Source organism: Gordonia alkanivorans NBRC 16433 (assembly GCF_000225505.1).
Lineage (GTDB): Bacteria > Actinomycetota > Actinomycetes > Mycobacteriales > Mycobacteriaceae > Gordonia > Gordonia alkanivorans.
This window is the reverse complement of the sequence record NZ_BACI01000097.1, coordinates 285,457-309,991: the sequence shown is the minus strand read 5'-3', so window position 1 is coordinate 309,991 and position 24,535 is coordinate 285,457. Positions and strand designations below refer to the sequence as shown.

General features: G+C 66.8%; 26 protein-coding genes and 1 pseudogene. 22 read left to right on the top strand and 5 right to left on the bottom strand.

The features are described 5' to 3' along the window. The first annotated feature begins 4 nt into the window (after positions 1–4). The 7 genes from GOALK_RS18145 (at position 5) to GOALK_RS18115 (ending at position 7,195) form a co-directional block, all read left to right on the top strand. On the top strand, positions 5–667 hold the full coding sequence (locus tag GOALK_RS18145) for a class I SAM-dependent methyltransferase (RefSeq protein ID WP_006360288.1): 663 nt from the start codon (positions 5–7) through the stop codon (positions 665–667). Between the two features lie 7 nt (positions 668–674). After that, entirely contained in the window at positions 675–1,478 is an 804-nt protein-coding gene (locus GOALK_RS18140) for a hypothetical protein (protein ID WP_006360287.1), read from the top strand. A 408-nt stretch (positions 1,479–1,886) separates the two neighbouring features. Then, the gene (rpsL, locus tag GOALK_RS18135) at positions 1,887–2,258 is read left to right on the top strand and encodes a 30S ribosomal protein S12 (RefSeq protein ID WP_004020596.1); all 372 of its coding nucleotides are present in this window, start codon (positions 1,887–1,889) and stop codon (positions 2,256–2,258) included. A 6-nt stretch (positions 2,259–2,264) separates the two neighbouring features. Continuing rightward, a complete protein-coding gene (gene rpsG, locus GOALK_RS18130; protein WP_005199940.1) occupies positions 2,265–2,735 on the top strand; it encodes a 30S ribosomal protein S7 in 471 nt (156 codons plus the stop codon). A gap of 86 nt (positions 2,736–2,821) precedes the next feature. Further along, the gene (gene fusA / locus GOALK_RS18125) at positions 2,822–4,927 is read left to right on the top strand and encodes an elongation factor G (protein WP_006360286.1); all 2,106 of its coding nucleotides are present in this window, start codon (positions 2,822–2,824) and stop codon (positions 4,925–4,927) included. 110 nt (positions 4,928–5,037) lie between these two features. Continuing rightward, the gene (gene tuf / locus GOALK_RS18120) at positions 5,038–6,228 is read left to right on the top strand and encodes an elongation factor Tu (protein ID WP_006360285.1); all 1,191 of its coding nucleotides are present in this window, start codon (positions 5,038–5,040) and stop codon (positions 6,226–6,228) included. A gap of 220 nt (positions 6,229–6,448) precedes the next feature. After that, a complete protein-coding gene (locus tag GOALK_RS18115; protein WP_035753618.1) occupies positions 6,449–7,195 on the top strand; it encodes an alpha/beta fold hydrolase in 747 nt (248 codons plus the stop codon). Here GOALK_RS18115 and GOALK_RS18110 read toward each other — a convergent pair. Beyond that, positions 7,192–8,130, bottom strand: a complete 939-nt coding sequence (locus GOALK_RS18110; protein WP_006360283.1) for an oxygenase MpaB family protein — start codon at positions 8,128–8,130, stop codon at positions 7,192–7,194. The genes GOALK_RS18115 and GOALK_RS18110 overlap by 4 nt on opposite strands. Before the next feature lie 100 nt (positions 8,131–8,230). Here GOALK_RS18110 and GOALK_RS18105 point away from each other — a divergent pair, with 100 nt between their 5' ends. From GOALK_RS18105 to GOALK_RS18060, 10 genes and pseudogenes are all read left to right on the top strand, one after another. Further along, positions 8,231–9,217: an o-succinylbenzoate synthase gene (locus GOALK_RS18105; RefSeq protein ID WP_006360282.1), complete on the top strand. Its 987-nt coding sequence runs from the start codon at positions 8,231–8,233 to the stop codon at positions 9,215–9,217. A gap of 93 nt (positions 9,218–9,310) precedes the next feature. Next, positions 9,311–10,648, top strand: a complete 1,338-nt coding sequence (locus GOALK_RS18100) for a cytochrome P450 (protein ID WP_006360281.1) — start codon at positions 9,311–9,313, stop codon at positions 10,646–10,648. Positions 10,649–10,653: 5 nt separating this feature from the next. Further along, positions 10,654–11,301 carry a TetR/AcrR family transcriptional regulator gene (locus GOALK_RS18095; protein WP_006360280.1) on the top strand — a complete coding sequence of 216 codons (648 nt, stop codon included), beginning with the start codon at positions 10,654–10,656 and terminating at the stop codon, positions 11,299–11,301. Positions 11,302–11,376: 75 nt separating this feature from the next. After that, a complete protein-coding gene (locus GOALK_RS18090; RefSeq protein ID WP_006360279.1) occupies positions 11,377–12,276 on the top strand; it encodes an SDR family oxidoreductase in 900 nt (299 codons plus the stop codon). 8 nt (positions 12,277–12,284) lie between these two features. Continuing rightward, the gene (locus GOALK_RS18085) at positions 12,285–12,887 is read left to right on the top strand and encodes an Rv1363c family protein (protein WP_006866101.1); all 603 of its coding nucleotides are present in this window, start codon (positions 12,285–12,287) and stop codon (positions 12,885–12,887) included. Then, the gene (locus tag GOALK_RS18080) at positions 12,884–13,393 is read left to right on the top strand and encodes a hypothetical protein (RefSeq protein WP_006360277.1); all 510 of its coding nucleotides are present in this window, start codon (positions 12,884–12,886) and stop codon (positions 13,391–13,393) included. Before GOALK_RS18085 ends, GOALK_RS18080 begins: the two co-directional genes overlap by 4 nt. After that, positions 13,393–14,079 carry a hypothetical protein gene (locus GOALK_RS18075; protein ID WP_006360276.1) on the top strand — a complete coding sequence of 229 codons (687 nt, stop codon included), beginning with the start codon at positions 13,393–13,395 and terminating at the stop codon, positions 14,077–14,079. The genes GOALK_RS18080 and GOALK_RS18075 overlap by 1 nt, the downstream gene beginning before the upstream one ends. Further along, positions 14,076–14,639: a hypothetical protein gene (locus tag GOALK_RS18070; protein ID WP_006360275.1), complete on the top strand. Its 564-nt coding sequence runs from the start codon at positions 14,076–14,078 to the stop codon at positions 14,637–14,639. Before GOALK_RS18075 ends, GOALK_RS18070 begins: the two co-directional genes overlap by 4 nt. Positions 14,640–14,709: 70 nt before the next feature. Then, positions 14,710–15,914: pseudogene (locus GOALK_RS18065) on the top strand (NAD(P)/FAD-dependent oxidoreductase). A gap of 5 nt (positions 15,915–15,919) precedes the next feature. Beyond that, entirely contained in the window at positions 15,920–16,666 is a 747-nt protein-coding gene (locus GOALK_RS18060; RefSeq protein WP_006360272.1) for a DNA alkylation repair protein, read from the top strand. A 1-nt stretch (position 16,667) separates the two neighbouring features. On the opposite strand, the gene GOALK_RS18055 is transcribed toward GOALK_RS18060, so the two are convergent. The 3 genes from GOALK_RS18055 to mftR form a co-directional block, all read right to left on the bottom strand. After that, positions 16,668–17,045 carry a DoxX family protein gene (locus GOALK_RS18055; RefSeq protein ID WP_040004341.1) on the bottom strand — a complete coding sequence of 126 codons (378 nt, stop codon included), beginning with the start codon at positions 17,043–17,045 and terminating at the stop codon, positions 16,668–16,670. Between the two features lie 61 nt (positions 17,046–17,106). Then, positions 17,107–18,165 carry a ferredoxin--NADP reductase gene (locus tag GOALK_RS18050; protein WP_006360270.1) on the bottom strand — a complete coding sequence of 353 codons (1,059 nt, stop codon included), beginning with the start codon at positions 18,163–18,165 and terminating at the stop codon, positions 17,107–17,109. 126 nt (positions 18,166–18,291) lie between these two features. Next, on the bottom strand, positions 18,292–18,921 hold the full coding sequence (gene mftR, locus GOALK_RS18045; protein ID WP_006360269.1) for a mycofactocin system transcriptional regulator MftR: 630 nt from the start codon (positions 18,919–18,921) through the stop codon (positions 18,292–18,294). Between the two features lie 160 nt (positions 18,922–19,081). Between mftR and mftA the strand changes: the two genes are divergently transcribed. The 5 genes from mftA to GOALK_RS18020 all read left to right on the top strand — a co-directional run bounded on the left by mftA (position 19,082) and on the right by GOALK_RS18020 (position 23,104). Next, on the top strand, positions 19,082–19,189 hold the full coding sequence (mftA, locus tag GOALK_RS18040; RefSeq protein WP_035753529.1) for a mycofactocin precursor MftA: 108 nt from the start codon (positions 19,082–19,084) through the stop codon (positions 19,187–19,189). Next, the gene (gene mftB, locus GOALK_RS18035; RefSeq protein WP_006360268.1) at positions 19,189–19,548 is read left to right on the top strand and encodes a mycofactocin biosynthesis chaperone MftB; all 360 of its coding nucleotides are present in this window, start codon (positions 19,189–19,191) and stop codon (positions 19,546–19,548) included. Before mftA ends, mftB begins: the two co-directional genes overlap by 1 nt. A 69-nt stretch (positions 19,549–19,617) precedes the next feature. Then, entirely contained in the window at positions 19,618–20,907 is a 1,290-nt protein-coding gene (gene mftC / locus GOALK_RS18030) for a mycofactocin radical SAM maturase (RefSeq protein WP_006360267.1), read from the top strand. A 92-nt stretch (positions 20,908–20,999) separates the two neighbouring features. After that, the gene (gene mftD, locus GOALK_RS18025; protein ID WP_006360266.1) at positions 21,000–22,199 is read left to right on the top strand and encodes a pre-mycofactocin synthase MftD; all 1,200 of its coding nucleotides are present in this window, start codon (positions 21,000–21,002) and stop codon (positions 22,197–22,199) included. A gap of 92 nt (positions 22,200–22,291) precedes the next feature. Further along, positions 22,292–23,104, top strand: a complete 813-nt coding sequence (locus GOALK_RS18020; RefSeq protein ID WP_005199919.1) for a mycofactocin-coupled SDR family oxidoreductase — start codon at positions 22,292–22,294, stop codon at positions 23,102–23,104. A gap of 193 nt (positions 23,105–23,297) precedes the next feature. Here GOALK_RS18020 and GOALK_RS18015 read toward each other — a convergent pair whose 3' ends face one another. Next, a complete protein-coding gene (locus tag GOALK_RS18015; protein ID WP_006360265.1) occupies positions 23,298–24,515 on the bottom strand; it encodes an IS110 family RNA-guided transposase in 1,218 nt (405 codons plus the stop codon). Positions 24,516–24,535: the final 20 nt, after the last annotated feature.

Here is a 24,535-nt window from a genome sequence, read left to right as displayed (position 1 = left end):
GCGCATGCGCGCCGACCCCGTTGATCGACCGGCCGACCTCGACGCTGTCCGTGAGTCCTACGACCGTGTGGCCGACGACTACGTCCGACTGGTGGTGGACACCGGAATCGGCGACCCTCGCTGCCGTCCGTGGCTGAAGGCCGCACTCGATGCGTTCATCGATTCGGTGGCGGGCATCGGTCCCGTGCTCGACGTCGGCTGCGGACCCGGGACCGTGACCGCCTATCTCGCCGACCGCGGACTCGACGTGACCGGCGTGGACCTCTCGCCGCGCATGATCGAGAACGCGCGTCGCCTGCACCCGTCCTGCCGATTCGAGGTCGGCTCGGCGACCGAGCTGGATCTCGCCGATTCATCGCTGGGTGGTGTCCTGGGGTGGTGGTCGTTGTTCAATCTCCCGCGGGACGTTCTCCCGCAGGTGCTGGCCTCATTTGCCCGCGCATTGATGCCGGGCGGCTGCTTCATCACCGGTACCCACTCGGGCGACGAGGACGTGCGACGCACCGAGGCCTACGGCGGTCCTGTCGAGTGGACGACCCATCAGTGGTCGCCGGAGAAGTACGTCGGATTGATCGAGCAGGCCGGTCTGCGCCCCGTCGCCGAGCTCCGGCTGCCCGCCGACGAGCACGTCGGCCCCGGCCTGGTCGTCATGGCCGTGCGGGACTGAGACACTGATGCGCCGACGACTCCTCATCCACGTGGCTCGCGGTTACGGCCGGTTCCTCGGTGTCGTGCTGTCGCTCGCTCATCGAGTCGGAGGTGTACGTCTACCGGCGGGACCGGCGTCGACCGACGGAGTCCTCGTCGCCGCGCACGTCGCGATCGCCACGGTCTGGTTCGGGCCTCTGGGTCTCGTGATCGCCGGGATGGCCGGCGCCGCCGCAGGGATCGTCGCCCGCCTCAGTTTTCGGCACCGCCCCCTGTGCGATGAGGAACGGCGAACCGCCGAGCTCGTCTTCGGGCCCGCCGGATGGCTCGACGACGTCATCCTCACCGATCTCGCCGGACGAAGGGGACGCGCGTTCACCGTGCCCGGGGTCGATGGGCGCATCCTCTGCAATCTCGGCGCGATGTTCGACGCGCCCCTCGGGGCCGGTCCCGGGGCCTATCCAGTGCCCGGCCAACTGCTGGTCCATGAACTCGTGCACGCCCGGCAGATCGTTGGCGCCCGGTCCGCGGCGTCGTTCCTGGCCGATGCGCTCGCGGTTCAGGCGCGGCACGAACTCGGCGAGAACGTCTACGGCATCCGGGGGACGGGTGATGCTCACCACGCGTGGGCCGACCACAACCTCGAACGCCAGGCGACGATCGTCGACCGGTGGTTCGGCGGCCAGAGTTCGCCGATTGGGCGGCCGATGGATCCGGACAGTCCGTTCGCGGCATCGATCGCGAAGGTCCGGGCCCAGGTCGGAGCGCCGGCGGGTACCGGTCGGGCGGCGGTTCGCCGAAGGCTCGACGCGTCGGGTTCGGGGGTGTAAGAGTGGACAAGGTAATGCCATGTCTCAGCGTCGCCGGACCCCAGCGCACACGACCTGTTCACCTGCAGGTCGCGCGGAGGATCCGTTTTTTGACCTGTGCAAACCCGATCGGTAGAGTGGATCGTCGGTGCCCGGCCCATGCTGGGCCAGTCCGCATGCCCGGCCAACGGCTCTCGAGCCGGCCCTGAGATCGACCGACTCGGGGCACGGGCGGTCCGTGGGCTGACAAGCGAATCCGCTGTCGAGTGTATGACACGCCCGACCTCGGGGTAGCGAAAATGTACTGACCAGTGTGAATGCACTGGTGGGGCGAGTTGTGGAAGCACGCCGGAGGCGGCGTAGAGCCGAGATCCGTGAGCTTGCCCGGAGCACCAACCACAACTGACAACAAAGAGGAATGAACACCTAGTGCCAACAATCAACCAGCTGGTCCGCAAGGGCCGTCATGACAAGGCTGCAAAGACCAAGACCGCGGCCCTCAAGGGAAGCCCGCAGCGTCGTGGCGTGTGCACCCGCGTCTACACCACCACCCCCAAGAAGCCGAACTCGGCTCTTCGTAAGGTCGCCCGTGTGCGTCTGACCAGCTCTGTCGAGGTCACCGCGTACATCCCCGGTGAAGGCCACAACCTGCAGGAGCACTCGATGGTGCTCGTCCGCGGCGGTCGTGTGAAGGACCTCCCGGGTGTGCGCTACAAGATCATCCGCGGCTCGCTCGACACCCAGGGTGTCAAGGACCGCAAGCAGGCCCGTAGCCGCTACGGCGCGAAGAAGGGGAACTGATAAGTCATGCCACGTAAAGGACCCGCACCCAAGCGCCCCCTGATCAACGACCCGGTCTACGGTTCGCCGCTGGTCACCCAGCTGGTCAACAAGATCCTGCTGGACGGCAAGAAGTCGACCGCCGAGCGCATCGTCTACGGCGCCCTCGAGCAGGCCCGCGAGAAGACGGGCACCGACCCCGTCGTCACCCTCAAGCGCGCGCTCGACAACGTCAAGCCCACCCTCGAGGTGAAGAGCCGCCGCGTCGGTGGCGCCACCTACCAGGTGCCGATCGAGGTCAAGCCGAACCGCGCCAACACCCTGGCGCTCCGCTGGCTGGTGACCTTCAGCCGTCAGCGTCGCGAGAAGACGATGGTCGAGCGCCTGGCCAACGAGCTGCTCGACGCCTCCAACGGCCTCGGTGCTTCGGTGAAGCGCCGCGAGGACACCCACAAGATGGCCGAGGCCAACCGGGCGTTCGCGCACTACCGCTGGTGATCACTGCCGGCCGCGGCGGCCTTCGGGTCGCCGCGGCCGGACCCACCTCAGACCCAACAGCTCTAGCGAAATTGCGAGGCGAATAAGTGGCACAGGAAGTGCTCAGCGACCTGAACAAGGTTCGCAACATCGGCATCATGGCCCACATCGATGCCGGCAAGACCACCACGACCGAGCGAATCCTCTTCTACACCGGTGTGAACTACAAGATCGGTGAAACCCACGACGGTGCCTCGACCACCGACTGGATGGAGCAGGAGAAGGAGCGTGGTATCACCATCACCTCCGCGGCCGTGACCTGTTTCTGGAACAAGAACCAGATCAACATCATCGACACCCCCGGACACGTCGACTTCACCGTCGAGGTGGAGCGCAGCCTCCGCGTCCTCGACGGCGCGGTTGCGGTCTTCGACGGCAAGGAAGGCGTCGAGCCGCAGTCCGAGCAGGTGTGGCGTCAGGCCGAGAAGTACGAAGTCCCCCGTATCTGCTTCGTCAACAAGATGGACAAGCTGGGCGCGGACTTCTACTTCACCGTCCAGACCATCAAGGACCGTCTCGGCGCCAAGCCGCTGGTCCTGCAGCTCCCGATCGGTGCCGAGGACAACTTCGACGGCGTCGTCGACCTCATCGAGCAGAAGGCCATCACCTGGCGCGGCGTCGTGCCGACCGGTGCCGAGCCGACGATCGAGGAGATCCCGGCCGACCTGGTCGAGAAGGCTGCCGAGTACCGCGAGGCGCTGCTCGAGACGGTTGCCGAGTCCGACGAAGCCCTCATGGAGAAGTACTTCGGCGGCGAAGAGCTCACCGTCGAGGAGATCAAGGGAGCTATCCGCAAGCTGACCGTGAGCCGTGAGCTCTACCCGGTCATCTGTGGTTCGGCGTTCAAGAACAAGGGCGTCCAGCCCATGCTCGACGCGGTCATCGACTACCTGCCGTCCCCGCTGGACGTGCCGTCGGTCGAGGGTCACGCCGTGGGCGACGAGGAAGAGATCCTCTCGCGCAAGCCGTCCGCCGACGAGCCGTTCTCGGCTCTCGCGTTCAAGATCGCGGCTCACCCGTTCTTCGGCAAGCTGACCTTCGTGCGTGTCTACTCGGGCCACATCACCGCGGGCACCCAGGTGCTCAACGCGACCAAGGGCAAGAAAGAGCGCATCGGCAAGCTCTTCCAGATGCACGCCAACAAGGAGATGCCGGTCGAGGACGCCACCGCGGGTCACATCTACGCGATGATCGGTCTCAAGGACACCACCACCGGTGACACCCTCTGCGACTCGGCGAACCCGATCGTGCTCGAGTCCATGAGCTTCCCGGACCCGGTCATCAACGTCTCGATCGAGCCGAAGACCAAGTCCGACCAGGAGAAGCTGGGCACCGCGATCCAGAAGCTGGCCGAAGAGGACCCGACCTTCTCGGTCAAGCTCGACGAGGAGACCGGCCAGACCGTCATCGGCGGTATGGGCGAGCTCCACCTCGACATCCTGGTCGACCGCATGAAGCGCGAGTTCAAGGTCGAGGCCAACGTCGGCAAGCCGCAGGTGGCGTACCGCGAGACCATCCGCAAGACGGTCGAGAAGCACGAGTACACCCACAAGAAGCAGACCGGTGGTTCGGGTCAGTTCGCGAAGGTCATCATCAAGCTCGAGCCCCTCGTGGACGCCGAGGACGGTGCGACCTACGAATTCGACAACGCCGTCACCGGTGGTCGAGTCCCGCGCGAGTACATCCCGTCGGTGGATGCCGGCGCCCAGGACGCCATGCAGTACGGTGTCCTCGCCGGCTACCCGCTGGTCAATCTGAAGGTCACCCTGCTCGACGGTCAGTACCACGACGTCGACTCCTCGGAAATGGCCTTCAAGATCGCCGGCTCGCAAGCCCTCAAGGAAGCTGCGAAGATGGCCGGCCCGGTCATCCTGGAGCCGATCATGGCCGTCGAGGTCACGACTCCCGAGGATTACATGGGTGACGTCATCGGCGATCTGAACTCCCGCCGTGGCCAGATCCAGGCCATGGAGGAGCGCAGCGGTGCTCGTGTCGTCAAGGCACAGGTTCCGCTGTCGGAGATGTTCGGCTACATCGGAGACCTCCGGTCGAAGACCCAGGGCCGGGCAAACTACTCCATGGTGTTCGACTCGTACGCGGAAGTTCCCGCGAACGTGTCGAAGGAGATCATCGCGAAGGCAACCGGCGAGTAATCGCCTCGAGCTCGAGCAATCCGCGCTGGCCGACAAAGCGGGCGCACATCGTAAATCAGTAAATCTCCTGCTGGGATCCGCCCAGCAGCAACAGTCCAGGAGGACACAAAGTGGCGAAGGCGAAGTTCGAGCGGACCAAGCCGCACGTGAACATCGGCACCATCGGTCACGTCGACCACGGCAAGACCACCCTGACCGCGGCCATCACCAAGGTGCTTCACGACAAGTACCCGGATCTCAACAAGAGCTTTGCGTTCGATCAGATCGACAAGGCTCCTGAGGAGAAGGCCCGCGGCATCACGATCAACATCTCGCACGTCGAGTACGAGACCGAGAAGCGTCACTACGCCCACGTCGACGCCCCCGGTCACGCCGACTACATCAAGAACATGATCACCGGTGCTGCCCAGATGGACGGCGCGATCCTCGTGGTCGCCGCCACCGACGGCCCGATGCCGCAGACCCGCGAGCACGTGCTGCTGGCCCGCCAGGTCGGTGTGCCCTACATCCTGGTCGCCCTGAACAAGGCCGACATGGTCGACGACGACGAGATCATCGAGCTCGTCGAGATGGAGGTCCGCGAACTGCTGGCCGCCCAGGACTTCGACGAGGAAGCTCCCGTCGTCAAGGTCTCGGCTCTCAAGGCTCTCGAGGGTGACCCCGAGTGGGCCAGTTCGGTCGAGGAGCTCATGGCTGCCGTCGACGAGTCGATCCCGGATCCGGTTCGCGAGACCGAGAAGCCGTTCCTCATGCCCGTCGAGGACGTATTCACCATCACCGGCCGCGGCACCGTGGTCACCGGTCGTGTGGAGCGTGGCGAGGTCAACGTGAACGAGGAAGTCGAGATCGTCGGCATCCGCGAGAAGAGCACCAAGACCACCGTCACCGGTATCGAGATGTTCCACAAGCTCCTCGATTCCGCACAGGCAGGCGACAACGCCGGTCTGCTGCTCCGCGGCCTCAAGCGCGAGGACGTCGAGCGCGGTCAGGTCATCGTGAAGCCGGGCACCACGACCCCGCACACCGAGTTCGAGGGCCAGGCATACATCCTGTCCAAGGACGAGGGCGGCCGTCACACCCCGTTCTTCAACAACTACCGTCCGCAGTTCTACTTCCGTACCACGGACGTGACCGGCGTCGTGACCCTCCCCGAGGGCACCGAGATGGTCATGCCGGGCGACAACACCGAGATGAGCGTCAAGCTCATCCAGCCGGTGGCCATGGACGAGGGCCTGCGTTTCGCCATCCGCGAGGGTGGCCGCACCGTTGGTGCGGGTCGAGTCACCAAGATCACCAAGTGATCTTGTCCTGACGCACTGACTCACTGAGTCAAGGAGGCGCCCGGTCACGAAAGTGGCCGGGCGCCTTTGTCATCCCGGCACCGCCGAACCTCGATTCGACGACGCGACCTCGATCGACGTCGCATCGTCGAACTGGGGTCTGCCGGTCGTGATACGTGGGTACTGCACGAATCCCGAGTGTGACGAGGCGCGCAGGGCCGCCTTTCGTAGGCTCGAGGGCATGCGTGTGCTCAGTCGACGTGCCGAACCCGACCTGGCGGTCCGGGTGGCCGGTGAACCCGACCGTGGCGTGCCGGTGGTCCTCGTCCACGGGATGGCGTCGGATCATTCGACCTGGCGGCCGCTTGCCGCGTCGTTGCGACGGCAGGGTCGTGGTGTGGTCAGCGTCGATCTGCGCGGGCACGGCCGCAGCGGACGCCCCGACGGCCCGTACCGTCTCGACGATTTTCGTGACGACCTGGTGTACGTGCTCGACAATCTGGGGATTCACGTGGCCGACGTGGTCGGGCATTCGCTCGGAGCCCACACCGCGTTGCGGCTGGCGATGTACGAACCGTCCCGTGTGCGTCGGATGGTCCTCGAGGAGGTCCCGCCGATGCCGCGGGACGAGGCCGATCTCTCCGAGGGAATCACCATGAAAGCGACGCTCGGCGAGCAGATCCGTGGGCTCGTCGCGCTGGCGCGCAACCCCTTCCCGGTCTTCCGGTTCGACGGACGGATGGGCGACGAGATCGTCGCCGAGTTCGATGTCTGCGCACCGCAGTGGTGGTCGGAACTGCCTCGCGTCAGCGCCTCCACGATGGTCATCTCGGGCGGGGAGCGCAGCTTCCTGCCGCCCCGCCACCTGCGGACGGTCAGCGAGGCGCTGCCGGACTCACGGTTCGTCATCCTCGACGCCGGGCACAGCGTGCACCGCGACCGCCGTGCGGAGTTCATCCGGCACGTCGAGGGATTCCTGGGGCGTTAGGCCGCGGGCTTGTTGTGCAACGGGCGGGGGTCGATGCCGACCTTTTCCCACGCCTCGTACGCCCACGGGACGTAGAGGTACTTGAGTGGGAGCCTGTTGACCAGCGGGTTGATCGCACGCATGAAAGCGGCGAAGCGCTGGAAATTCTTCTCCTTCTTGTCGTTCCACTCCAGGTCGCAGACATCGCGCATCTGCTGGGGGAGTGTCCCCACGATGACCGTGCGGATGAACGCATTGAGCGGAGCCGACAGGACGTTCCACACCGGGGCCGGGATCTTCTTGGGTCGGGGCAGTCCCTGGCGGATGTAACCGGTCGCGTAGACGATCGTCTTGTGGGGGACGAAACGGTTGAGCATGTCCTCCCAGTAGGCGACGAACTCCTCGTACGTCTGGGGCTGGCCGCGGTCGCTGACACCGTAGAGCTGGTACCAGACCTTGCTTTCTTCGAAGATCTGGACCTTCTCGGCATAGGTGAGGCGACGGATGAACGTGTCGGTGATGTAGAGAACCTGGTCGACGAAGGTTGCGTGGGCCCAGTAGAACAGCTCCGGGTTCAGCGCGTGGTAGCGCGAACCGTCGCTGATGGTGCCCTTGATGTCGCGATGGAAGTCGCGCACCGTGCGGCCCCATTTCTCGGGTTCGGTGCTGTACACGGTCTTCATCACCGGCGGTCCGGTGCGCTTGGCGCGGCCGAGGAAGTCGCTGAAGATCACCGAGTGGTCGAGGACGGCCTGCCCGAGCTGCTCGATGCAGTTCTCGGTGCCGGCCAGGCGCTGAAAGCCGAGGATGCCCCGCGAGTCGCCGTAGAACTTCCACACGAGTGAGTCGGCTCCGAGCCGAGGCCGCACGATCTCGCCGGCGGTGTCCGGGGTGTCGTCGACGATCATCGGTTCCGCCTCGCGGATACCGGCATCGAATCCCTGGTTGACTGACATGAGAGCGAGGGTAGCGGACTTGGAACAAAGTGAAAAGGTTGTTCCATCGAATTCACACAACCCTCGTTCAAGGTTGACGCCAGCGACTCAGGAGGAAGCGATGCCCGGCGGCATGAGGGGCGAGTGGGAGCTCCCGGACGTGGAGGACCTGCTCGCGACGGCCGTGGTGGTCCGCCTCCCCATGCGGACCAGGTTCCGTGGGCTGACCTTCCGCGAGACGATGGTCTTCGCCGGGCCGGCGGGGTGGGGCGAGTTCGGCCCCTTCGTCGAGTACGAGGACGCCGAGGCCTCCGCGTGGCTGCGCGCCGGTATCGAGGCCGCCTATCTCGGTCCGCCACCCGCGGTCCGGGACACCGTGCCGGTCAACGCGACCGTGCCCGCCATCCCGGCCGACGAGGTGCCCGACCTGCTGAAGCGATATCCGGGCGCGGGGACCGCGAAGGTGAAGGTCGCAGAACCGGGTCAGACGCTCGACGACGACGTCGCGCGGGTCGCGGCGACACGTGAGCTGATCGGGAGGGTGCGGGTCGACGCCAACGGCGGCTGGTCGGTGGACGAGGCGATCACCGCCCTACGTGCGATCGGCGACGTCGAGTACGCCGAACAGCCCTGCCGCACGGTCGAGGAGCTCGCGCAGGTGCGGCGTGCGGTCGAGGTCCCGATCGCCGCCGACGAATCCATCCGCAAGGCCGACGACCCATTGCGCGTGGTCGCCGCGGATGCCGCCGATGTCGCCGTGGTGAAGGTGGCGCCCCTCGGGGGGATGCGTGCCACGCTCGAACTGGCCGACACCCTGGGTCTCGACGTGGTGGTGTCGAGTGCGCTCGACAGCGCAGTCGGCATGGCGGCCGGGGTCGCCGCGGCGGCGGCGCTGCCTCGGCTCGACCTCGCCTGCGGACTCGGCACGGGCTCGCTGTTCACCGCCGACGTCGCACCGTCGTTCCTGATGCGTGACGGTGTCGTCGAACCGCGCTGGTTCGGTCCCGATGCCGACGTCGACGCCGTTGCGCATGCCGCCCCGGAGGGCCGCAGACAGTGGTGGCGGGATCGGCTGCGGCGGTGTCATCGCCTGCTCGTCGAGGAGTGAGTTAGGAACGCTTTTACCGAATCGTCTCAACATGGTCTAGTATGCGATGTGGATCACATTCCGTAGGGCTCTCTGTTCGGAAGGAGACGGTCGATGGCATCGGTACTGGCGACCCCGCCGGCGGGTAGCGACCTGCAGGCCATCCCGTGCTCCGGCCGCAACAGCTCCCTCGAGATCATGTCGATGCGGCGTGACCCGTTCGGCTTCGCCGACCGTCGCCGGGCGCAGTTCGGCAACGTGTCCGGGCTGAACGCCTTCGGTGTGCAGATGGTCATGACCGGAAACCCGCGGGCCGCCCAGGAACTCCTGATGAACAAGGACCGGGCCTTCGCCAACGGTCCGGCGTGGAGCTATTTCATCGGTCCCTTCTTCAACCGCGGCGTCATGCTCCTCGACTTCGACGAGCACCGTCATCACCGGCAGATACTGCAGCAGGCGTTCGGCACCACCGCGCTCGAGGGTTACATGCAGGAGATGCAGCCGATGATCGCCGAGCGCGTCGCGGAGTTCCCGGTTGGTTCGGTGAAGCTGTTCGAGCAGTTCAAGGCGCTCACCCTCGACCTCGCGCTCGAGGTCTTCCTCGGGTTGAACCTGCCCCGGGACGAGGCCGACCGGATCAACAAGGCATTCATCGACACCGTCCGCGCAGGCGTTGCCTACGTGCGCAAACCCCTGCCCGGTGGACGCTGGTGGAAGGGCCTGCGTTCACGCAAGGTCCTCGAGGAGTTCTTCTACGCCAACATCGCGGCCAAGCGCGCGCGGGAGACGCCGGATCTCTTCTCGGTCCTGTGCCACGCGGAAAGCGATGAGGGGCACAGCTTCTCCGATGAGGACGTGGTCAACCACATGATCTTCGTGCTCATGGCCGCGCACGACACCTCGACCATCACGATGACCCAGATGGCCTACAACATGGCCAAGCATCCCGAGTGGCAGGACCGCGCCCGCGCCGAGTCCCTCGAACTCGGACCGGAACTCGGCTACGACGCTCTCGCCGGCATGACGGCCCTCGATCTGGTGATGAAGGAGTCGCTCCGACTGTGCCCGCCGGTCCCGGCGCAGCCCCGTATGGCGGTCAAGGACACCTCGATCGAGGGCTTCTACGTCCCCGAGGGCACCATCGTCACCACGTCATCCCTGTCCAGTCATCGGGATCCCGAGTTCTTCACCAACCCTGACATGTTCGACCCGGAGAGGTTCGGTCCCGAACGCGCCGAGGACAAGTCCCACCGCTTCGCCTGGATGCCATTTGGTGGTGGCGTTCACAAATGTATCGGCCTGTATTTTGGCCAGATGGAGATCAAGACGATCATGCACCACCTGCTCCGCGGGTACGAGTGGTCGGTTCCGGCCGACTACGTCCTGCCCATGGACTACAGCGCGCTGCCCGTGCCCAAGGACAAGCTCCCCGTGCCCCTCCGGCGTCGGTGAGTCGCGTGTCGGACAATCCCGTGAAGGACACCGTGAACAGCGCTGCAAGGGGAAAGGGCGCTCGCTCGTCCAACCGCAAGGTGCGCAACACCGCCAGCCCGGCCGACCAGGAGGCGGCGATCCTGGCCGCTGCAGGTTCGGAGTTCGCCGAGGTCGGGGTGCGACGTGCCAACATCGACGAGGTCGCGGCCCGTGCGGGCGTCAGCCGCAGCACGCTCTACCGCCGCTTCCCCAACAAGGAGGCCCTCCTTTACGCCGTCGCCAACGACGCCTACGAGCGGGGCATGAAGAAACTCGAGGAATCGGTCAAGGGGATGGGCCCCAAGGACGCCCTGGTCGAGGCCTTCGCGGTGGGCGCCGAGCTGGTCAAGTCCGATCCGTTGCTGAGCCGGATCGTCCTCACCGACTCCGAGATCAAGAGCGTCACCGCGAAGATGACGTCGCTGTTCATCGACATGGTCACCGATCGGGTCGCCGCCACCCTGCGCGACGAGGGTGCGCAGATGCCGGTGGAGGACCTGCTCGAGGCCGTCGAGATCCATGTGCGACTGGTGATCTCGCTCCTGGAGACCCCGCCGTCGGACCCGGCCCGTACCGATCCGCAACAGGCCCGTGCGTTCGCCACGAAATTCCTCGCCCCGATGATCTGGTGATCAGCACGTGACTTTCGACGGCCCGTGGCGCCGTCACTCGCTTTCGATTCAACGACAACCACCCGAGGGGAACCAATGAGCCTGCGCGACAAGCTGTCCCGGAAGCCCGGTCACGACGCCATCCGAACGGCGCTGAAGGACAAGGTCGTCGTGGTGACCGGTGGTGCACGCGGAATCGGATTCGAGACCGCGACGCAGCTGTTCCAGGCGGGTGCGAAGGTCGCCATCGGTGATGTCGACGGCGAGGCGGTGGGCAAGGCCGCCGCCGACCTCGGCATCGAGGGCGTCGAGGTCGACGTCACCAAGCGGGAGTCCTTCGACGCCTTCCTCTCCGAGGTCGAATCCCGGCTCGGACCGATCGACGTCCTCGTCAACAACGCCGGCATCATGCCGGTCGGTCCGTTCCTGTCCTACGACGACACGATCATCCGACGCACCTACGACATCGACGTCCTCGGTGTCATCATCGGCTGCCAGGAAGCCGCCCGCCGGATGGCCCCGCGTCGTACCGGCCACATCGTCAACATCGCGTCGACGGCCGGCCGTATCCCGACCCCGGGTCTGACCATCTACAACGGTGCCAAGGCCGCGGTGATCGAGTTCTCCGAGGCCCTCGGCGCGGAGCTGGAGCCGGAGGGCGTCACCGTCAGCGCCGTTCTCCCGACCTTCACCCGTACCGCCCTGATCTCCGGCCTGCAGACCAACAGGTTCATCCAGACCGTCGCGCCCGAGGAGGTCGCGGCGATCGTGGTCGAGACCATCGCCCGCCCGGTGACCCGGGTGTACGCCCCGCGGTCCATGCGTTGGGCCGACTCCAGTCCGCTGTTCCCGCCGGCGATGAAGCGGTTCACCCGCAAGCTCACCAAGCTGGATTCGATCTTCCTGCGTCCCGACCAGGAGGCGCGCGCCGCCTATGCGAGTCGCATCCGCGGGGAGAAGATCGAGGACAAGCCGAACACGCGCCTGTCGTCGTAGAGGAGAGCGTGTCGTTGAGGGGACAGGCGCGGCCGGGCGCCGCGGAGATCGCCGCGGAGCGCAGCGCCCGGCGTGATCTGCGCGAGGCACTCGAGGAGTTGCACGCGCGCGAGGTCGACGCCGGCCTACGCCGGCGGGTGCCGCGGCGCCGGTGGATTCTGGCGACGCTGGTGGCGGTCGTAGCCGTGGTCCTGGCCGGTATCGCGGTCATGGCGTGGTCCGACACGCGGAATGCCCCCACCGACGACGACTTCGAGCGCGCGGCCGCCGACCGCGTGGCCGTGCTGATCGCACCGGACCACCGCGATCCGAGTCGCGCGCGCAAGATCCTCGCCGGTGCCACCGGTACCTTCTACGACGAGTTCGCCCAATCCGCCGACAGTTACAGCGCTTTCGTGCAGGCCAACGGGTCCGTGTCGAGGTCCTCGGTGGACGGTACCGGGGTCTCCGCCCGGGACGGTGACAGCGCCACGGTTCTCGTCGCGGCGACCGTCGTGTTCGACGCCGCCGGAGACACCGGGGAAGAGCAGGTCCGCCGGTTCCGGCTTCGTGTGCTCGTGACCCCGGACGACGGTGCACTGAAACTCGGGGCGGTGCAATACCTTCCATGACCACATCCGGATACATTTCGGTACGCGTCGGGGCCCTCCGGCTGCTGGTGGCGGCGCTGGTGCTGGCCGCAGCGCTCGTCGCCGTGGGATTCGCGTGGCGTGTACACGCGGCAGGAGATGCGCTCGAGCAGAGCCGCGAACAACTGCGTGAACGCGCCGGAACGATCGTCGCCGACGTCTTCTCAGTGGATTCCTCGCGGTGGCAACAGGATCGGACACGGGCCCGGGCGCTCGTCGCCCGAGACTTCCTCGACAGCTATGGTGCACAGCTCACCCGGCCGCCGGAGCAGGGGACGGCGTCCGTGGTGTGGCGGCCCGAGGTCGTCAGCGTGGTTGACGCCGATGCCACCGAGGGGCAGGCACTCCTCCGGGTGGTGGTGACCGTCCGGTCCGACGCCCCCGCCCGGACCGGCGCCGCTACGACGACGGCCCGCCGGTCGGTGCTGGCCCGCTTCATCCGTGCCGACGACGAGTGGCTCCTCGCCGCGGCCGATGTGGTCGGGTGATGGCGATGACCGATGCTGCGAGAACCGATTCCGCCACAGCCGACTCTGTGACCACCACACGAGTGCAGCTCGCCCGGGATCGGGTCGATGAGGCTCGAAGGGACGCTCGCGCGACCCGGATCGCCGCCGCACCCGCTCTCCGGGCGCGTGCCGTGCGACGCACTCGACTTCTACGCACAGTCCTCATCGGCACGGCGGTCGCCGTCGCGATCCTCGTGGTCGTGGGTGCGGTCCTGGGATGGCAGATCCGGGGACAGCGGGCCGAGGTGGATCGCCAGACCGAGGTGCTCGATTCCGCGCGGGCGGGGGTCGCGGCCATGCTGACCGCCGACCCGGCCGACCCGGTCGGTTTCGTGGACGGCGTACTCGCGGTGAGCACCGGCGCGCAGCGCGACCGCATCGAGAGTGCGCGTGACGCACTGATCACCGAGGTGCGTACGCAGGCCGGACGCAGTGTCGGGCAGGTGGTCTCGGCCGGGCTGGTGACCGATCCGGCGTCGAACGATGCGGGCACCACCGTGGATGTACTCGTCGTCGCGGACGCCACCAATCCGCTGCTGCTCGGTTCCGAAGGAACGGCCGAGGAGGCCGCGGCCGTCGACACGACTGCCGAACGGATCACCGCGCTGATCACCATGGAAAGCACCGGTGACGGTTGGAAGATCGCGGGGGCGCGTCAGCCGTGAGTGACCTCCTGGAACCGAGCCCCACTCGCCGGCAGCGTCGCCGTCTCGCCGTCCTGGCCGCCGTCACGGTCACGGCGCTCGTCGTCGCGCTGGTCGCGTGGATCGGGGTACTGCGATCGGACCCGGAGCCTGGGGAGGACGAGCGCGCCGCGATCTTGTCCGCGGCGGGCGGGGCGGTCGCCGCCCTCATGACGTTCGGGCCGGACGACCCACCCGACCAGCGTCGACGAACGGACGCATTGCTCGCCGATCCGTTGCGACTCGAGTACCGCAATCGCGGCGTCGACGTGGTGGTCCCGGGGGCGCGGGCCGCCTCGGTGTCGATGGTCGGACGAGTCGTCGGTGCCGGTCTGAACGACAGTTCCGCCGAACGTGCGAGGGTCCTCGTGTTCGTGGACCAGACGGTGTCTGTCGGGGACGGTGAAAAATCCACGGGCTCTGGGGAAGCGGCCGACGCGGAGGGTGAGGCGACCCCTACCGCGAGGTGGGCACTTATGCGTAAGGTCGACGGGAATTGGCTGTTGTCCGACCTGCAACCGGTCGGAGACGTGACCCGCTGAGGCGCCGACGCCGGGATGTCATCAGGCATCCCGAGGCGAACGGTGAGCGCGGGGTGAGAGGGGACGGAAGATGAGTGGATCAGGCGCGGGCGTCGTGATCGTCGGGGCGGGCCTGGGCGGGATCAGGGTTGCGGAAAACCTGCGCAACAACGGGTTCGCCGATCCGATCACCCTGGTGGGCGCCGAGGACCATCCGCCCTATGATCGTCCGCCACTGTCGAAGTCGGTGCTCCTGGGCAAGGACGATCGCGTCGACCTCAAACCGGCGGAGTTCTACGCCGAATCCGACATCACCCTGCGTCTGGGCTCCGCGGTGACCTCCGTGTCGCCGGCGGACAGGACCGTCACCCTGGCGTCCGGCGACACGGCCGTCTACGACACCCTGGTGCTGGCCACCGGACTCGATCCGCGGCCGTTCCCGGGCCTCGCCGACACCGTCGCGGGGGTGCACATGATCCGCACCTACGACGACGCGATCGCGCTGCGCGAGGATATCGATTCCGCCTCGACCGCCGTGGTCATCGGCGCCGGTTTCATCGGCTGCGAGGTGGCCGCGAGCCTCACCTCGCGCGGGTTGAGCGTCAGCCTCGTCGAACCCGCCCCACCCCGCTGGCGGTTGCGCTCGGCGAGGAGATCGGGAAGCTGGTCTCGCGGCTCCACACCGACAACGGCGTGGATCTGCGCACCGGGGTCGGTGTGGCCGAGATCGTCGTCACCGACGGTGCGAGAGGGCCGAAGGTCAACGCGGTGAAGCTCGCCGACGGCACCGAACTCCCCGCCGACCTCGTGGTCGTCGGCATCGGTTCCACGCCCGTCACCGGCTACCTGGAAGGCTCCGGGATCGAATTGGCGCCGCGCGAGGCGGGCGGCGGGATCGCCTGCGATGCAACCGGACACACCAGCGCCGAGAACGTCTACGCCCTCGGCGACGTCGCCAACTGGCGCGACGACGACGGCACCCCGCAGCGCGTCGAACACTGGAATCACACGGTCGATCAGGCCTCCGTCGTCGCGCACCAGATCACCGGCGGCGACGCCGTGACCGCGGCGGTCTCGTACTTCTGGAGCGACCAGTTCGACGTCAAGATCCAGGTGCTCGGTGCACCTCGCGCCGACGACACCGTGCACATCGTCTCCGACGACGGCAAGAAGTTCGTGGCCTACTACAGCCGGGACGGCATCCTCACCGGCGTCGTCGGCGCGGGCAAGGTCGGTGCGGTGATGAGGACACGGCCGAAACTGCAGACGCCGACCCCCATCGCCGACCTGCTCTAGCGCCGGTGGGTGCCGAGCTGACGGCTGCGGCGTTGCGCGCGGCCGCTGCCGAGGTCGCCGACCCGCAGCGTGCCGACGACCTCGCCAGGTTCTTCCAGGTCCGCCCAGGCGGTTACGGCGAGGGCGACGAGTTCATCGGCCTACGTGTGCCGCAGCAACGGGCGATCGCCAAACGCTTCCGCGGCATCGCCCCCGATGAAGTTGGCGCGCTGTTGGATTCGCCGGTCCACGAACATCGGCTCATCGCCCTGTTTCTGCTCCGGGGTGAGTTCGAGCGCACCCTGAAGCCGAGGTCGGAGCCGGATTGGGACGAGGCCGGGCGGTGGGTCGAGCTGTACCTCGACGCGGTGCGCCGAGGGCGGGTGAACAACTGGGATCTCGTGGACTCGTCGGCCGACTCGGTCCTGGGCGAGTTCTGCAGACTCCGCGGTGGGATGGAGGTGATCCTCTCCCACGCGGCCGACGAGGATCTCTGGCGCCGTCGGGTAGGAGTCATCGCGACCTTCGCCCACATCAAGAACGGCGATGCATCAGCACTTCTCGCCGTGGCTCCACTCGTCCGCGACGATCGTCGAGACCTCATCCAGAAGGCTTTCGGGTGGATGCTCAGGGAGACGGGCAAGCGCGTCGACGAGCAGGTACTCCTGACGTACCTCGAGGAGAACGCCGCCCGGATGGGCCGCACCGCACTGAGTTACGCGCTCGAGCACCGGACTTTGGAGGAGCGCGCGTACTACCGCGCGCTGAGGTGAGTCAACCCTCGCGGGCCACGCGAATGGCCGCCCAGATCATCGGGAACTGCAACGGCAGACGTGCCAGGGCGACTATCCGGTAGGGCAGCGGCCTGCCCCACCAGAGCCGCACCATGTTGACGTTGGCGGGATAGACGGCGAGGAACAACAGAGCCGACAACGCTCCGGAGAGCCGGCGGGTCCGCGGGACGAGAAGTCCGGCGCCCAGGCCGATCTCGGCGGCCCCGGACAGGTAGGTCAGCGTCCGCGGATCGCCGGGGATCTCCTCCGGAATGATCTCGTCGAACGGTTTGGGTACGACGAAGTGGAGCACGCCGATGCCGAGGAGCATCACCGCCAGACCGCGTGCGAGCTGGAGCGGGTTCAGCCGAGACTTCATGGTGGTCACGTCGTCGTGCTCCTTCGGGTTGTTCGCCGACGGTCTGTCAGAAACCGATCTGTCAGAACTCGATCTTGAGCGAGTCCGAGGTCGGGTGGGCCTGGCAACCCAGGATGTACCCGTCCTCGATGTCCTCGGGGTCGAGCGCGCCGGCGTTGTCCATGTCGACGGTGCCCTCGGTGAGAGTGCAGGCGCACGAACCGCATTCACCCTCCTGACACGAGTACGGGGCGTCGAGCCCGGCGGCCAGCATCACGTCGATGAGTGTCCGCTTACGCGGCCAGGTCAGCGTGTGGGTCTCTCCGTCGAGTTCGACCTCGACCGTGGCGGCGGATGCTTGGTCCTCTTCGCTGACCTCCTCGAGTTCGACGTCGGCGAACGGGTCGCCGGACAGCGAGTTGTACACCTCGGTGTGGACGTTGTGGTGCGGAAAATTCGCTTGGGACAACGCTTTGTGGACGGCGTCCATGAACGGGCCGGGTCCGCACATGTAGGCGGTGTGGGTGGTCGAGTACGGCACGAACACCGAGGCCAGAGCCGCCGCGGTGGGCAGCCCCTGCAGGCTCTCCAGCCAGTGGACGACGGTGAGCCGGTCGGCGTGGGCGTGGAGCAGGTCGCGCAGCTCGGCGGCGAAGATCACGTCGCTCTCGGTGCGATTCGCGTAGAAGAAGACGATCGGCGCGCTGCTCTTCTTCAGCGCCGCCTTGAGGATCGACATCACCGGCGTCACGCCACTGCCCGCGGCGATGAGGAGCAACGGGTCGTCGAAGGACTTGGGGGTGAAGACGCCCGACGGCGGCAGCACCTCGACCTGCGAGCCGGGGGCGAGGTTATCGCAGACCCAGTTGGACCCGTATCCGTCGACGGTGCGCTTCACGGTCACCTTGGGTCGAGCGTCGGTGTACGGCGACGAGGCCAGCGAGTAGCAGCGGGCGACCGAGCCGGTCTGCTCGCTCGGGATGCGCAAAGTGAGGAACTGTCCCGGCTTGTAGTCGGTGAATGCGGCCGACGACGTCTCGGGGACCTCGAATGCGATGGACTTGGCATCGGACGTCTCATCGATCACCTCGGCCACCGTGAGGATCACGCTTCGTGAGCCGTGAGGGGTCAGGTCAGGCATGTAGCAGCTCTCCGACGTCGAGGACCGGGCGAACCGGGCCGAATTAGAACACGTTCTACTTCAGGATAGACCAACCGATGGGTGTCCCACGAGGCCCTCTCGGGGCCGCGTGGTCGGCTCCGCCGATCATGGCACGCGGGTCAGTGATGCGACACCGGTGGCGACGGTCCGCGCGCCGTCGCTGATCAGTCTCTCGAGGTCGGCGTCGGGGTTGGCCAGCCACTGCTCGTAGGCGGCGAGTGCCGCGCCCAAGCACAACCACCCGATGGTCTGGGGCAGGTGATCGTTCTCGTCCAGACCGAGCCGGGCCGCGCAGAACTCGGCGATGACGTGGCGCCAGTCGGCGTACATGATCATCGAATGTGCCTGGAGTGCCGGAACTCCGAGCAGCAGGGACATGCGCCGGCGGTGGTTCTCGAGCTCTTCCGGTGGCACCCGGTTGAACACGACCAGGGCATCCACGAGGGCGTCGGCCATGGGGATGTCGGTGGGGATCTGGGCGAGGAGTCCGCGTAGCTCGCCCAGATGGTCGTCGAACTCTCCCCACGGGATCTCGTTCTTCGACGAGTAGTACCGGAACAGCGTGCGACGCGCGATGCCCGCGGCCTCGGCGATGTCGTCCACGCTGGTCTCCTCGAAACCCCGGGTGGTGAACAGGCCGATTGCGAGCGCGCTGATCCGGGCGCGTGAGGAGATCGGGCGTCGCCCGGGTGCGGCCCGCCCGGGGCCCGCATCCTGCTGTGTCGTCGCAGTCATCGAGACCTCACCATATGGGATCCGTTCGCGCGCAGCGGGTCGAAGGGGCCCGAACCGCCTGTCCGAACGGGCAGTTTTGCTCTAGCGGTAGAAATCTGCACTGAGTGCCACTATAGTCCATCGTGATCCGAGTCACTTAGAAGATCAGGAGGTATGGATCATGGCCGACCAGTCCGCGGTTACCGCTGCAAACTCGAACGAGACCGAACTCATCGCCGAGTCGCTCGTCGAAGAGGTGTCGATCGATGGGATGTGCGGGGTCTACTGATGTCAGCCCCGACATCGAATCCGACCTCCGGCGACCGTTCTGCGGTCGCCGGGGTCCGGTTCGACACCCCAGCCCCCGATGCCCCCGCCGGCTTCGACACGTTCGCCGCGTGGGAACTCAACCCGAAGGTGGCACTGCGCCCCGAGCCGTTCGGCGCCCTGCTGTACCACTTCGGTACCCGCAAGCTCTCGTTCCTCAAGAACCTGACCGTGGTCGGGATCGTGCAGTCCCTCGCCGATCACGACTCCGCCGAAGCGGCCCTCCTCGCAGCGGGCGTCACGCCTGCACAGCGGCCCCTGTACGAGCAGGCGCTCACGGCGCTGGCCGACAGCGCGATGATCACGCCCCGCGCGGCCTGACCGACCACCTCCGCCGATCGACAGCCCCGATCGGTGCTCCGCTTCCGCCTCGACCCTAGGACCGACACGATGACGACAATCGAGATGCCGCCCACCGCAGCCGAACTCGTGACCTCCCCGCGGGCGAGCGCGCCCGCCGACCAGGTACCCAAGGTCGGCCGCCTCGTCGACCAGTTCGAGCGCGGTCTCGACGCGCCGATCTGCCTGACGTGGGAACTCACCTACGCCTGCAACCTGGCATGCGTGCACTGCCTGTCCTCGTCGGGCAAGCGTGATCCGCGCGAGCTGTCGACCGAACAGTGCAAGGCGATCATCGACGAACTGCAGCGCATGCAGGTCTTCTACGTGAACATCGGCGGCGGCGAGCCGACGGTGCGCCCCGATTTCTGGGAGCTCGTCGACTACGCCACCAGCCACCAGGTGGGAGTCAAGTTCTCCACCAACGGTTTGCGCATCGACAAGAAGGTCGCCGCACGCCTGGCCGCGTCGGACTACGTCGACGTCCAGATCTCCCTCGACGGCGCGACCGCGGAGGTCAACGACGCCGTGCGCGGCCCGGGTTCCTTCGACATGGCGGTCCGGGCACTCGAGAACCTGGCCGAGGCCGGCTTCAAGGACGCCAAGATCAGCGTCGTGATGACGCGGCAGAACGTCGCGCAGCTCGACGAGTTCAAGGCGTTGGCCGATCGGTACGACGCCACCCTGCGCATCACCCGCCTGCGTCCGTCGGGCCGTGGCGCCGATGTGTGGGACGACCTGCACCCGCTGCCCGAGCAGCAGCGTGAACTCTACGATTGGCTTGTCGCACACGGTGATCGCGTGCTGACCGGAGACTCGTTCTTCCACCTGTCGGCGTTCGGTGGGGACTCCGGTGGCGGTCTGCCCGGCCTCAACCTCTGCGGTGCAGGGCGCGTCGTGTGCCTCATCGACCCGGTCGGCGACGTGTACGCCTGCCCGTTCGCGATCCACGAGAACTTCCTCGCCGGGAACATCCTCTCGGACGGCGGGTTCCAGGAGATCTGGCAGCGTTCGGATCTGTTCACCGAACTGCGTGAACCGCAGAACGCCGGTGCCTGCACCAAGTGTGCGCATTTCGACGCCTGCCGCGGTGGCTGCATGGCCGCCAAGTTCTTCACCGGTCTGCCGCTGGCCGGACCGGATCCCGAGTGCGTGCAGGGTTACGGCGAAGAGCTGCTCGCCGGCGAACGCACCAAACCGACGGCGAACAAGGATCATTCGCGCGGAACCCCGCTGACGCTGATGACCCGTCGACCCGACGGGGACCTCACCCCGATCGGTCGGCCCACCAAGTCCTGTGATGAGAACCCGCTCGCCGGGTTCACCCCTGCTGCGCGGTAATCCGCCCGCGGCCCAACAGTGTCGAGTCCTCCCCGGGGTACACGGGTACCCCGGGCGATGGCACGCATCCGAGAAGTGAGTGAGTAGGAGAAATGGCTCTCAACCCCTGGGCGAAAAACCCCTGGTTCGAAACGGTCACCGAGGCGCAGCGCCGGGCGAAGAAGCGACTGCCGAAGTCGGTCTACTCGTCGCTGGTCGCCGGCACGCAGGCCGGGGTGACCCTCGACGACAACGTGCAGGCCTTCAACGAACTGGGTTGGGCGCCACACGTTGTCGGCGCGCAGCCGGAGCGTGAGATGACCACCTCGGTGATGGGGCAGGAGCTGTCCTTCCCGGTGATGATCTCGCCGACCGGTGTGCAGGCCGTCGATCCCGACGGCGAGGTCGCCGTCGCACGTGCCGCGGCTGCTCGGGGCACCGCGATGGGCCTGTCGAGCTTCGCCTCGCACGCCGTCGAAGAGGTCACCGCCGTCAATGACAAGGTGTTCTTCCAGATCTACTGGCTCGGCAGCCGCGAGGACATCCTCCGTCGTGCCGAGCGCGCACGGGCCGCCGGCGCAAAGGGTCTCATCGTCACGACCGACTGGGTGTTCAACGTCGGCCGCGACTGGGGCAGCCCGGAGATCCCCGAGAAGGTGAACCTCAAGGCGCTGGTGCGTCTCGGCCCGGAGATCGCGGTCAAGCCGCGGTACGCGCTGGACTGGGTCAGGGGCGGCAAGGTCATCATCCCCGACCTCACCGCGCCGAACCTCACCCCGCAGGGTGTCCCCGGCCCGACCTTCTTCGGCGCCTACGGCGAGTGGATGGGCACCCCGCCGCCCACCTGGGAGGACCTGCAGTGGCTGCGTGAGCAGTGGGGCGGGCCGTTCATGGTCAAGGGCATCACCCGTCTCGACGACGCCAAGCGCGCCGTCGACATCGGCGCGACGGCGATCTCGGTGTCCAACCACGGCGGAAACAACCTCGACGGCACCCCGGCGACGATCCGTCTGCTGCCCGACATCGCCGATGCGGTCGGCAACGACATCGAGGTCCTCCTCGACGGTGGCATCCGACGCGGCAGCGACGTCGCCAAGGCCCTGGCACTCGGCGCCAGGGCCGTGATGATCGGCCGCGCCTACCTGTGGGGCCTCGCCGCCAACGGTCAGGCCGGCGTCGAGAATGTCCTCGACCTCATGCGTATGGGCCTCGACGGCGCGCTGATGGGCCTGGGACACAAGAGCGTGAACGATCTGTCCGCCGACGACCTGATCATCCCGGACGACTTCAAGCGGTCCTTCGGGCACGTCTGATCCGAGTGGACACACACCTCCCGAAGCCGTTGCCGGGCAGAACCCGCGGGGAACAGCACCGCGGCAGAACTAGAACGTGTTACAGTTCTGCCATGGGACAGTTCGACGGCAAGGTCGTCTACATCACCGGCATCGCCCGTGGTCAGGGCCGTAATCATGCGGTCCGGTTCGCCCGTGAGGGCGCCGCGATCGTGGGTCTCGACATCGCGGGTCCGATCATCGACCACGCCACCTATCCGCCCGCCACGGCCGAGGATCTCGACGAGACGATCCGCCTCGTCGAGGGCGCGGGCGGCAAGATCCTTGCGCGGCAGGGTGATACGCGCGACCTCGCGTTCCAGCAGCAGCTGGTCGCAGACGCGGTCGAGCAGTTCGGCCGGCTCGATCACGTCATCGCCAACGCCGGCGTGCTCACCTGGGGGTCGGTCTGGGAACTGACCGAGGAACAGTTCACCGACGTCGTCGACATCAACCTCGTCGGCGCCTGGAAGACCCTCAAGGCCACGGTCCCGGCGATGCTCGAGGCCGGCAACGGCGGCTCGATCACCATCATCAGCTCGGTCGCCGGACTGAAGGCGATGCCGATGCAGGCGTCGTACACGGCGTCCAAGCATGGCCTCGTCGGCCTGGCGCAGACCGCGGCCAAAGAACTCGGTCATCACCGGATCCGCGTCAACAGCGTGCACCCCTACGCGGTCGACACCCCGATGGGAGTCGCCGACACCGAAGCCCATCGACTGTTCGAAAAGCCGTGGGTCACCCCGCATTTCGTGTCGATGCTGGACTACCATCCGGTCGCGTCGTGCGACGAGATCTCCGACGCCGTCCTGTACCTGTCCTCCGACAGCGCCAAGGGCATCACCGGTGCCGAGTTCCAGATCGACATGGGGCACTCGAAGGTCTGACCCCTGCTTCCTGAGGTAGCGAGCGCTGTGGTTGTTCTTGCTCCCTGAGGCGCGAGCGCGGCGGTTCTTCTTGCTCCCTGAGGTGCGAGCGCAGTGGTTCTTGTTGCTCCCTGAGGTGCGAGCGCAGTGGTTCTTGTTGCTCCCTGAGGTGCGAGCGCAGCGAGCCACGAAGACATCCCAGGGGTGCAAGGTGTCAAGCGGCGAGGTTTGCGCGGTGGCCCCAGGCGGTGTGTTCGTCGTAAAGAGTGTGGTGGGCCAGGCAGCCGTGGAGGATGCCGATGAGCCGGTTGGCCAATGCTCGTTGGGCTTGTGTGTGGGTCTTGTTCTGGGCTTTGAGGTTGTCGTAGTAGGCGCGGGCGCCGACACTGCCGGTCAACGCGCTTTGTGCCATTGCCATGGCGGCGTCGTTGAGTCGGGTGTTGCGGATGTGCCGGGCCAACACGACGTGACCTTTACCCGAGGCGATGGTTCTTGGTGAGGTACCGGCGTAGTTTCTGCGAGACTTGGCGGTGGCATAGCGTTCGGGGTCATCCCCGAACTCGCCGAGCATCCGGGCGCCGATGGTTTCACCGATTCCGGGCATGGACAGGTAGATCGCGGCGTCCGGATGCGTGTCAAAAGACTGGTTGAGAGTGGTTTCGAGCTGGACGATCTGAGTGTTCAATGCCGTGAGCATCTCCACTGTTGCGGTCACCGTCGCCGCATATGCGGCGACCAGCTGCGGTGGCGCGGTCAGATGGCCGGAGGCACCTAGCGCCTGGTGGATCTCGCGGGCTCGGGCGTCGATATTGCGTTGCCGGCCACCCTTTTTCAACGCCGACCGCAGTGTTGCCACCGACAGTCGCGCCCCCTGGTCGGGGGTGGGGGCCCGCCGAAGCACGCTGAGGGTGTCGCGGTGGGCCAGATCCCCGCCGAAGGCTTCGAGTGCGGCCGGGTAGTAGGCGTGCAGTTGGGCGTGCAGCACGTTTTGTTGTGCCGAGCGGGCCCACACCAGATTCTGATGGGTACGGGCCATCACCCGGATCGCGTCGGCTTCGGCACTGTCGTCGGCGACGAGTCGGTGGTTGTGGCGGTCGGTACGCACCAGATCGGCGAGGGTTTTCGCGTCGGCCTTATCGGATTTGGTGCCACCGACATGATGGCGATCGCGATAGCGGGAGACAGATCGTGGGTTGATCGCATACACCTGGTAGCCGGCGGCGACCAACGCGTCGACCCACATGCCGTGTTCGGTTTCGGTACCCGCCACCACCTGCTGCGGTTGATCGGCGAAGCGGGCGAGTAGGTCGTGCAGGGCGGTGATGCCGGCTGCTGATTCAGCACATCGGCGGGTGGCCAGGACGCTGCCGGTCTCATCCATCACGCACACGTCGTGGTGATCGGATGCCCAGTCGTTGCCCACGAAGATCATGTCGAACGCTCACCTCTTCT

What these genes read in the sequence shown, in the direction of transcription:
- mftA (WP_035753529.1), top strand. Translation starts at nt 19,082, where the DNA reads ATGGCCGACCAGTCCGCGGTTACCGCTGCAAACTCGAACGAGACCGAA.
- mftC (WP_006360267.1), top strand. Translation starts at nt 19,618, where the DNA reads ATGACGACAATCGAGATGCCGCCCACCGCAGCCGAACTCGTGACCTCC.
- mftR (WP_006360269.1), bottom strand. Translation starts at nt 18,921, where the DNA reads ATGACTGCGACGACACAGCAGGATGCGGGCCCCGGGCGGGCCGCACCC.
- GOALK_RS18115 (WP_035753618.1), top strand. Translation starts at nt 6,449, where the DNA reads ATGCGTGTGCTCAGTCGACGTGCCGAACCCGACCTGGCGGTCCGGGTG.
- GOALK_RS18050 (WP_006360270.1), bottom strand. Translation starts at nt 18,165, where the DNA reads ATGCCTGACCTGACCCCTCACGGCTCACGAAGCGTGATCCTCACGGTG.
- GOALK_RS18015 (WP_006360265.1), bottom strand. Translation starts at nt 24,515, where the DNA reads ATGATCTTCGTGGGCAACGACTGGGCATCCGATCACCACGACGTGTGC.
- GOALK_RS18090 (WP_006360279.1), top strand. Translation starts at nt 11,377, where the DNA reads ATGAGCCTGCGCGACAAGCTGTCCCGGAAGCCCGGTCACGACGCCATC.
- mftD (WP_006360266.1), top strand. Translation starts at nt 21,000, where the DNA reads ATGGCTCTCAACCCCTGGGCGAAAAACCCCTGGTTCGAAACGGTCACC.
- GOALK_RS18145 (WP_006360288.1), top strand. Translation starts at nt 5, where the DNA reads ATGCGCGCCGACCCCGTTGATCGACCGGCCGACCTCGACGCTGTCCGT.
- GOALK_RS18075 (WP_006360276.1), top strand. Translation starts at nt 13,393, where the DNA reads ATGGCGATGACCGATGCTGCGAGAACCGATTCCGCCACAGCCGACTCT.
- mftB (WP_006360268.1), top strand. Translation starts at nt 19,189, where the DNA reads ATGTCAGCCCCGACATCGAATCCGACCTCCGGCGACCGTTCTGCGGTC.
- rpsG (WP_005199940.1), top strand. Translation starts at nt 2,265, where the DNA reads ATGCCACGTAAAGGACCCGCACCCAAGCGCCCCCTGATCAACGACCCG.
- GOALK_RS18080 (WP_006360277.1), top strand. Translation starts at nt 12,884, where the DNA reads ATGACCACATCCGGATACATTTCGGTACGCGTCGGGGCCCTCCGGCTG.
- GOALK_RS18020 (WP_005199919.1), top strand. Translation starts at nt 22,292, where the DNA reads ATGGGACAGTTCGACGGCAAGGTCGTCTACATCACCGGCATCGCCCGT.
- GOALK_RS18055 (WP_040004341.1), bottom strand. Translation starts at nt 17,045, where the DNA reads ATGAAGTCTCGGCTGAACCCGCTCCAGCTCGCACGCGGTCTGGCGGTG.
- GOALK_RS18100 (WP_006360281.1), top strand. Translation starts at nt 9,311, where the DNA reads ATGGCATCGGTACTGGCGACCCCGCCGGCGGGTAGCGACCTGCAGGCC.
- GOALK_RS18105 (WP_006360282.1), top strand. Translation starts at nt 8,231, where the DNA reads ATGCCCGGCGGCATGAGGGGCGAGTGGGAGCTCCCGGACGTGGAGGAC.
- GOALK_RS18140 (WP_006360287.1), top strand. Translation starts at nt 675, where the DNA reads ATGCGCCGACGACTCCTCATCCACGTGGCTCGCGGTTACGGCCGGTTC.
- GOALK_RS18110 (WP_006360283.1), bottom strand. Translation starts at nt 8,130, where the DNA reads ATGTCAGTCAACCAGGGATTCGATGCCGGTATCCGCGAGGCGGAACCG.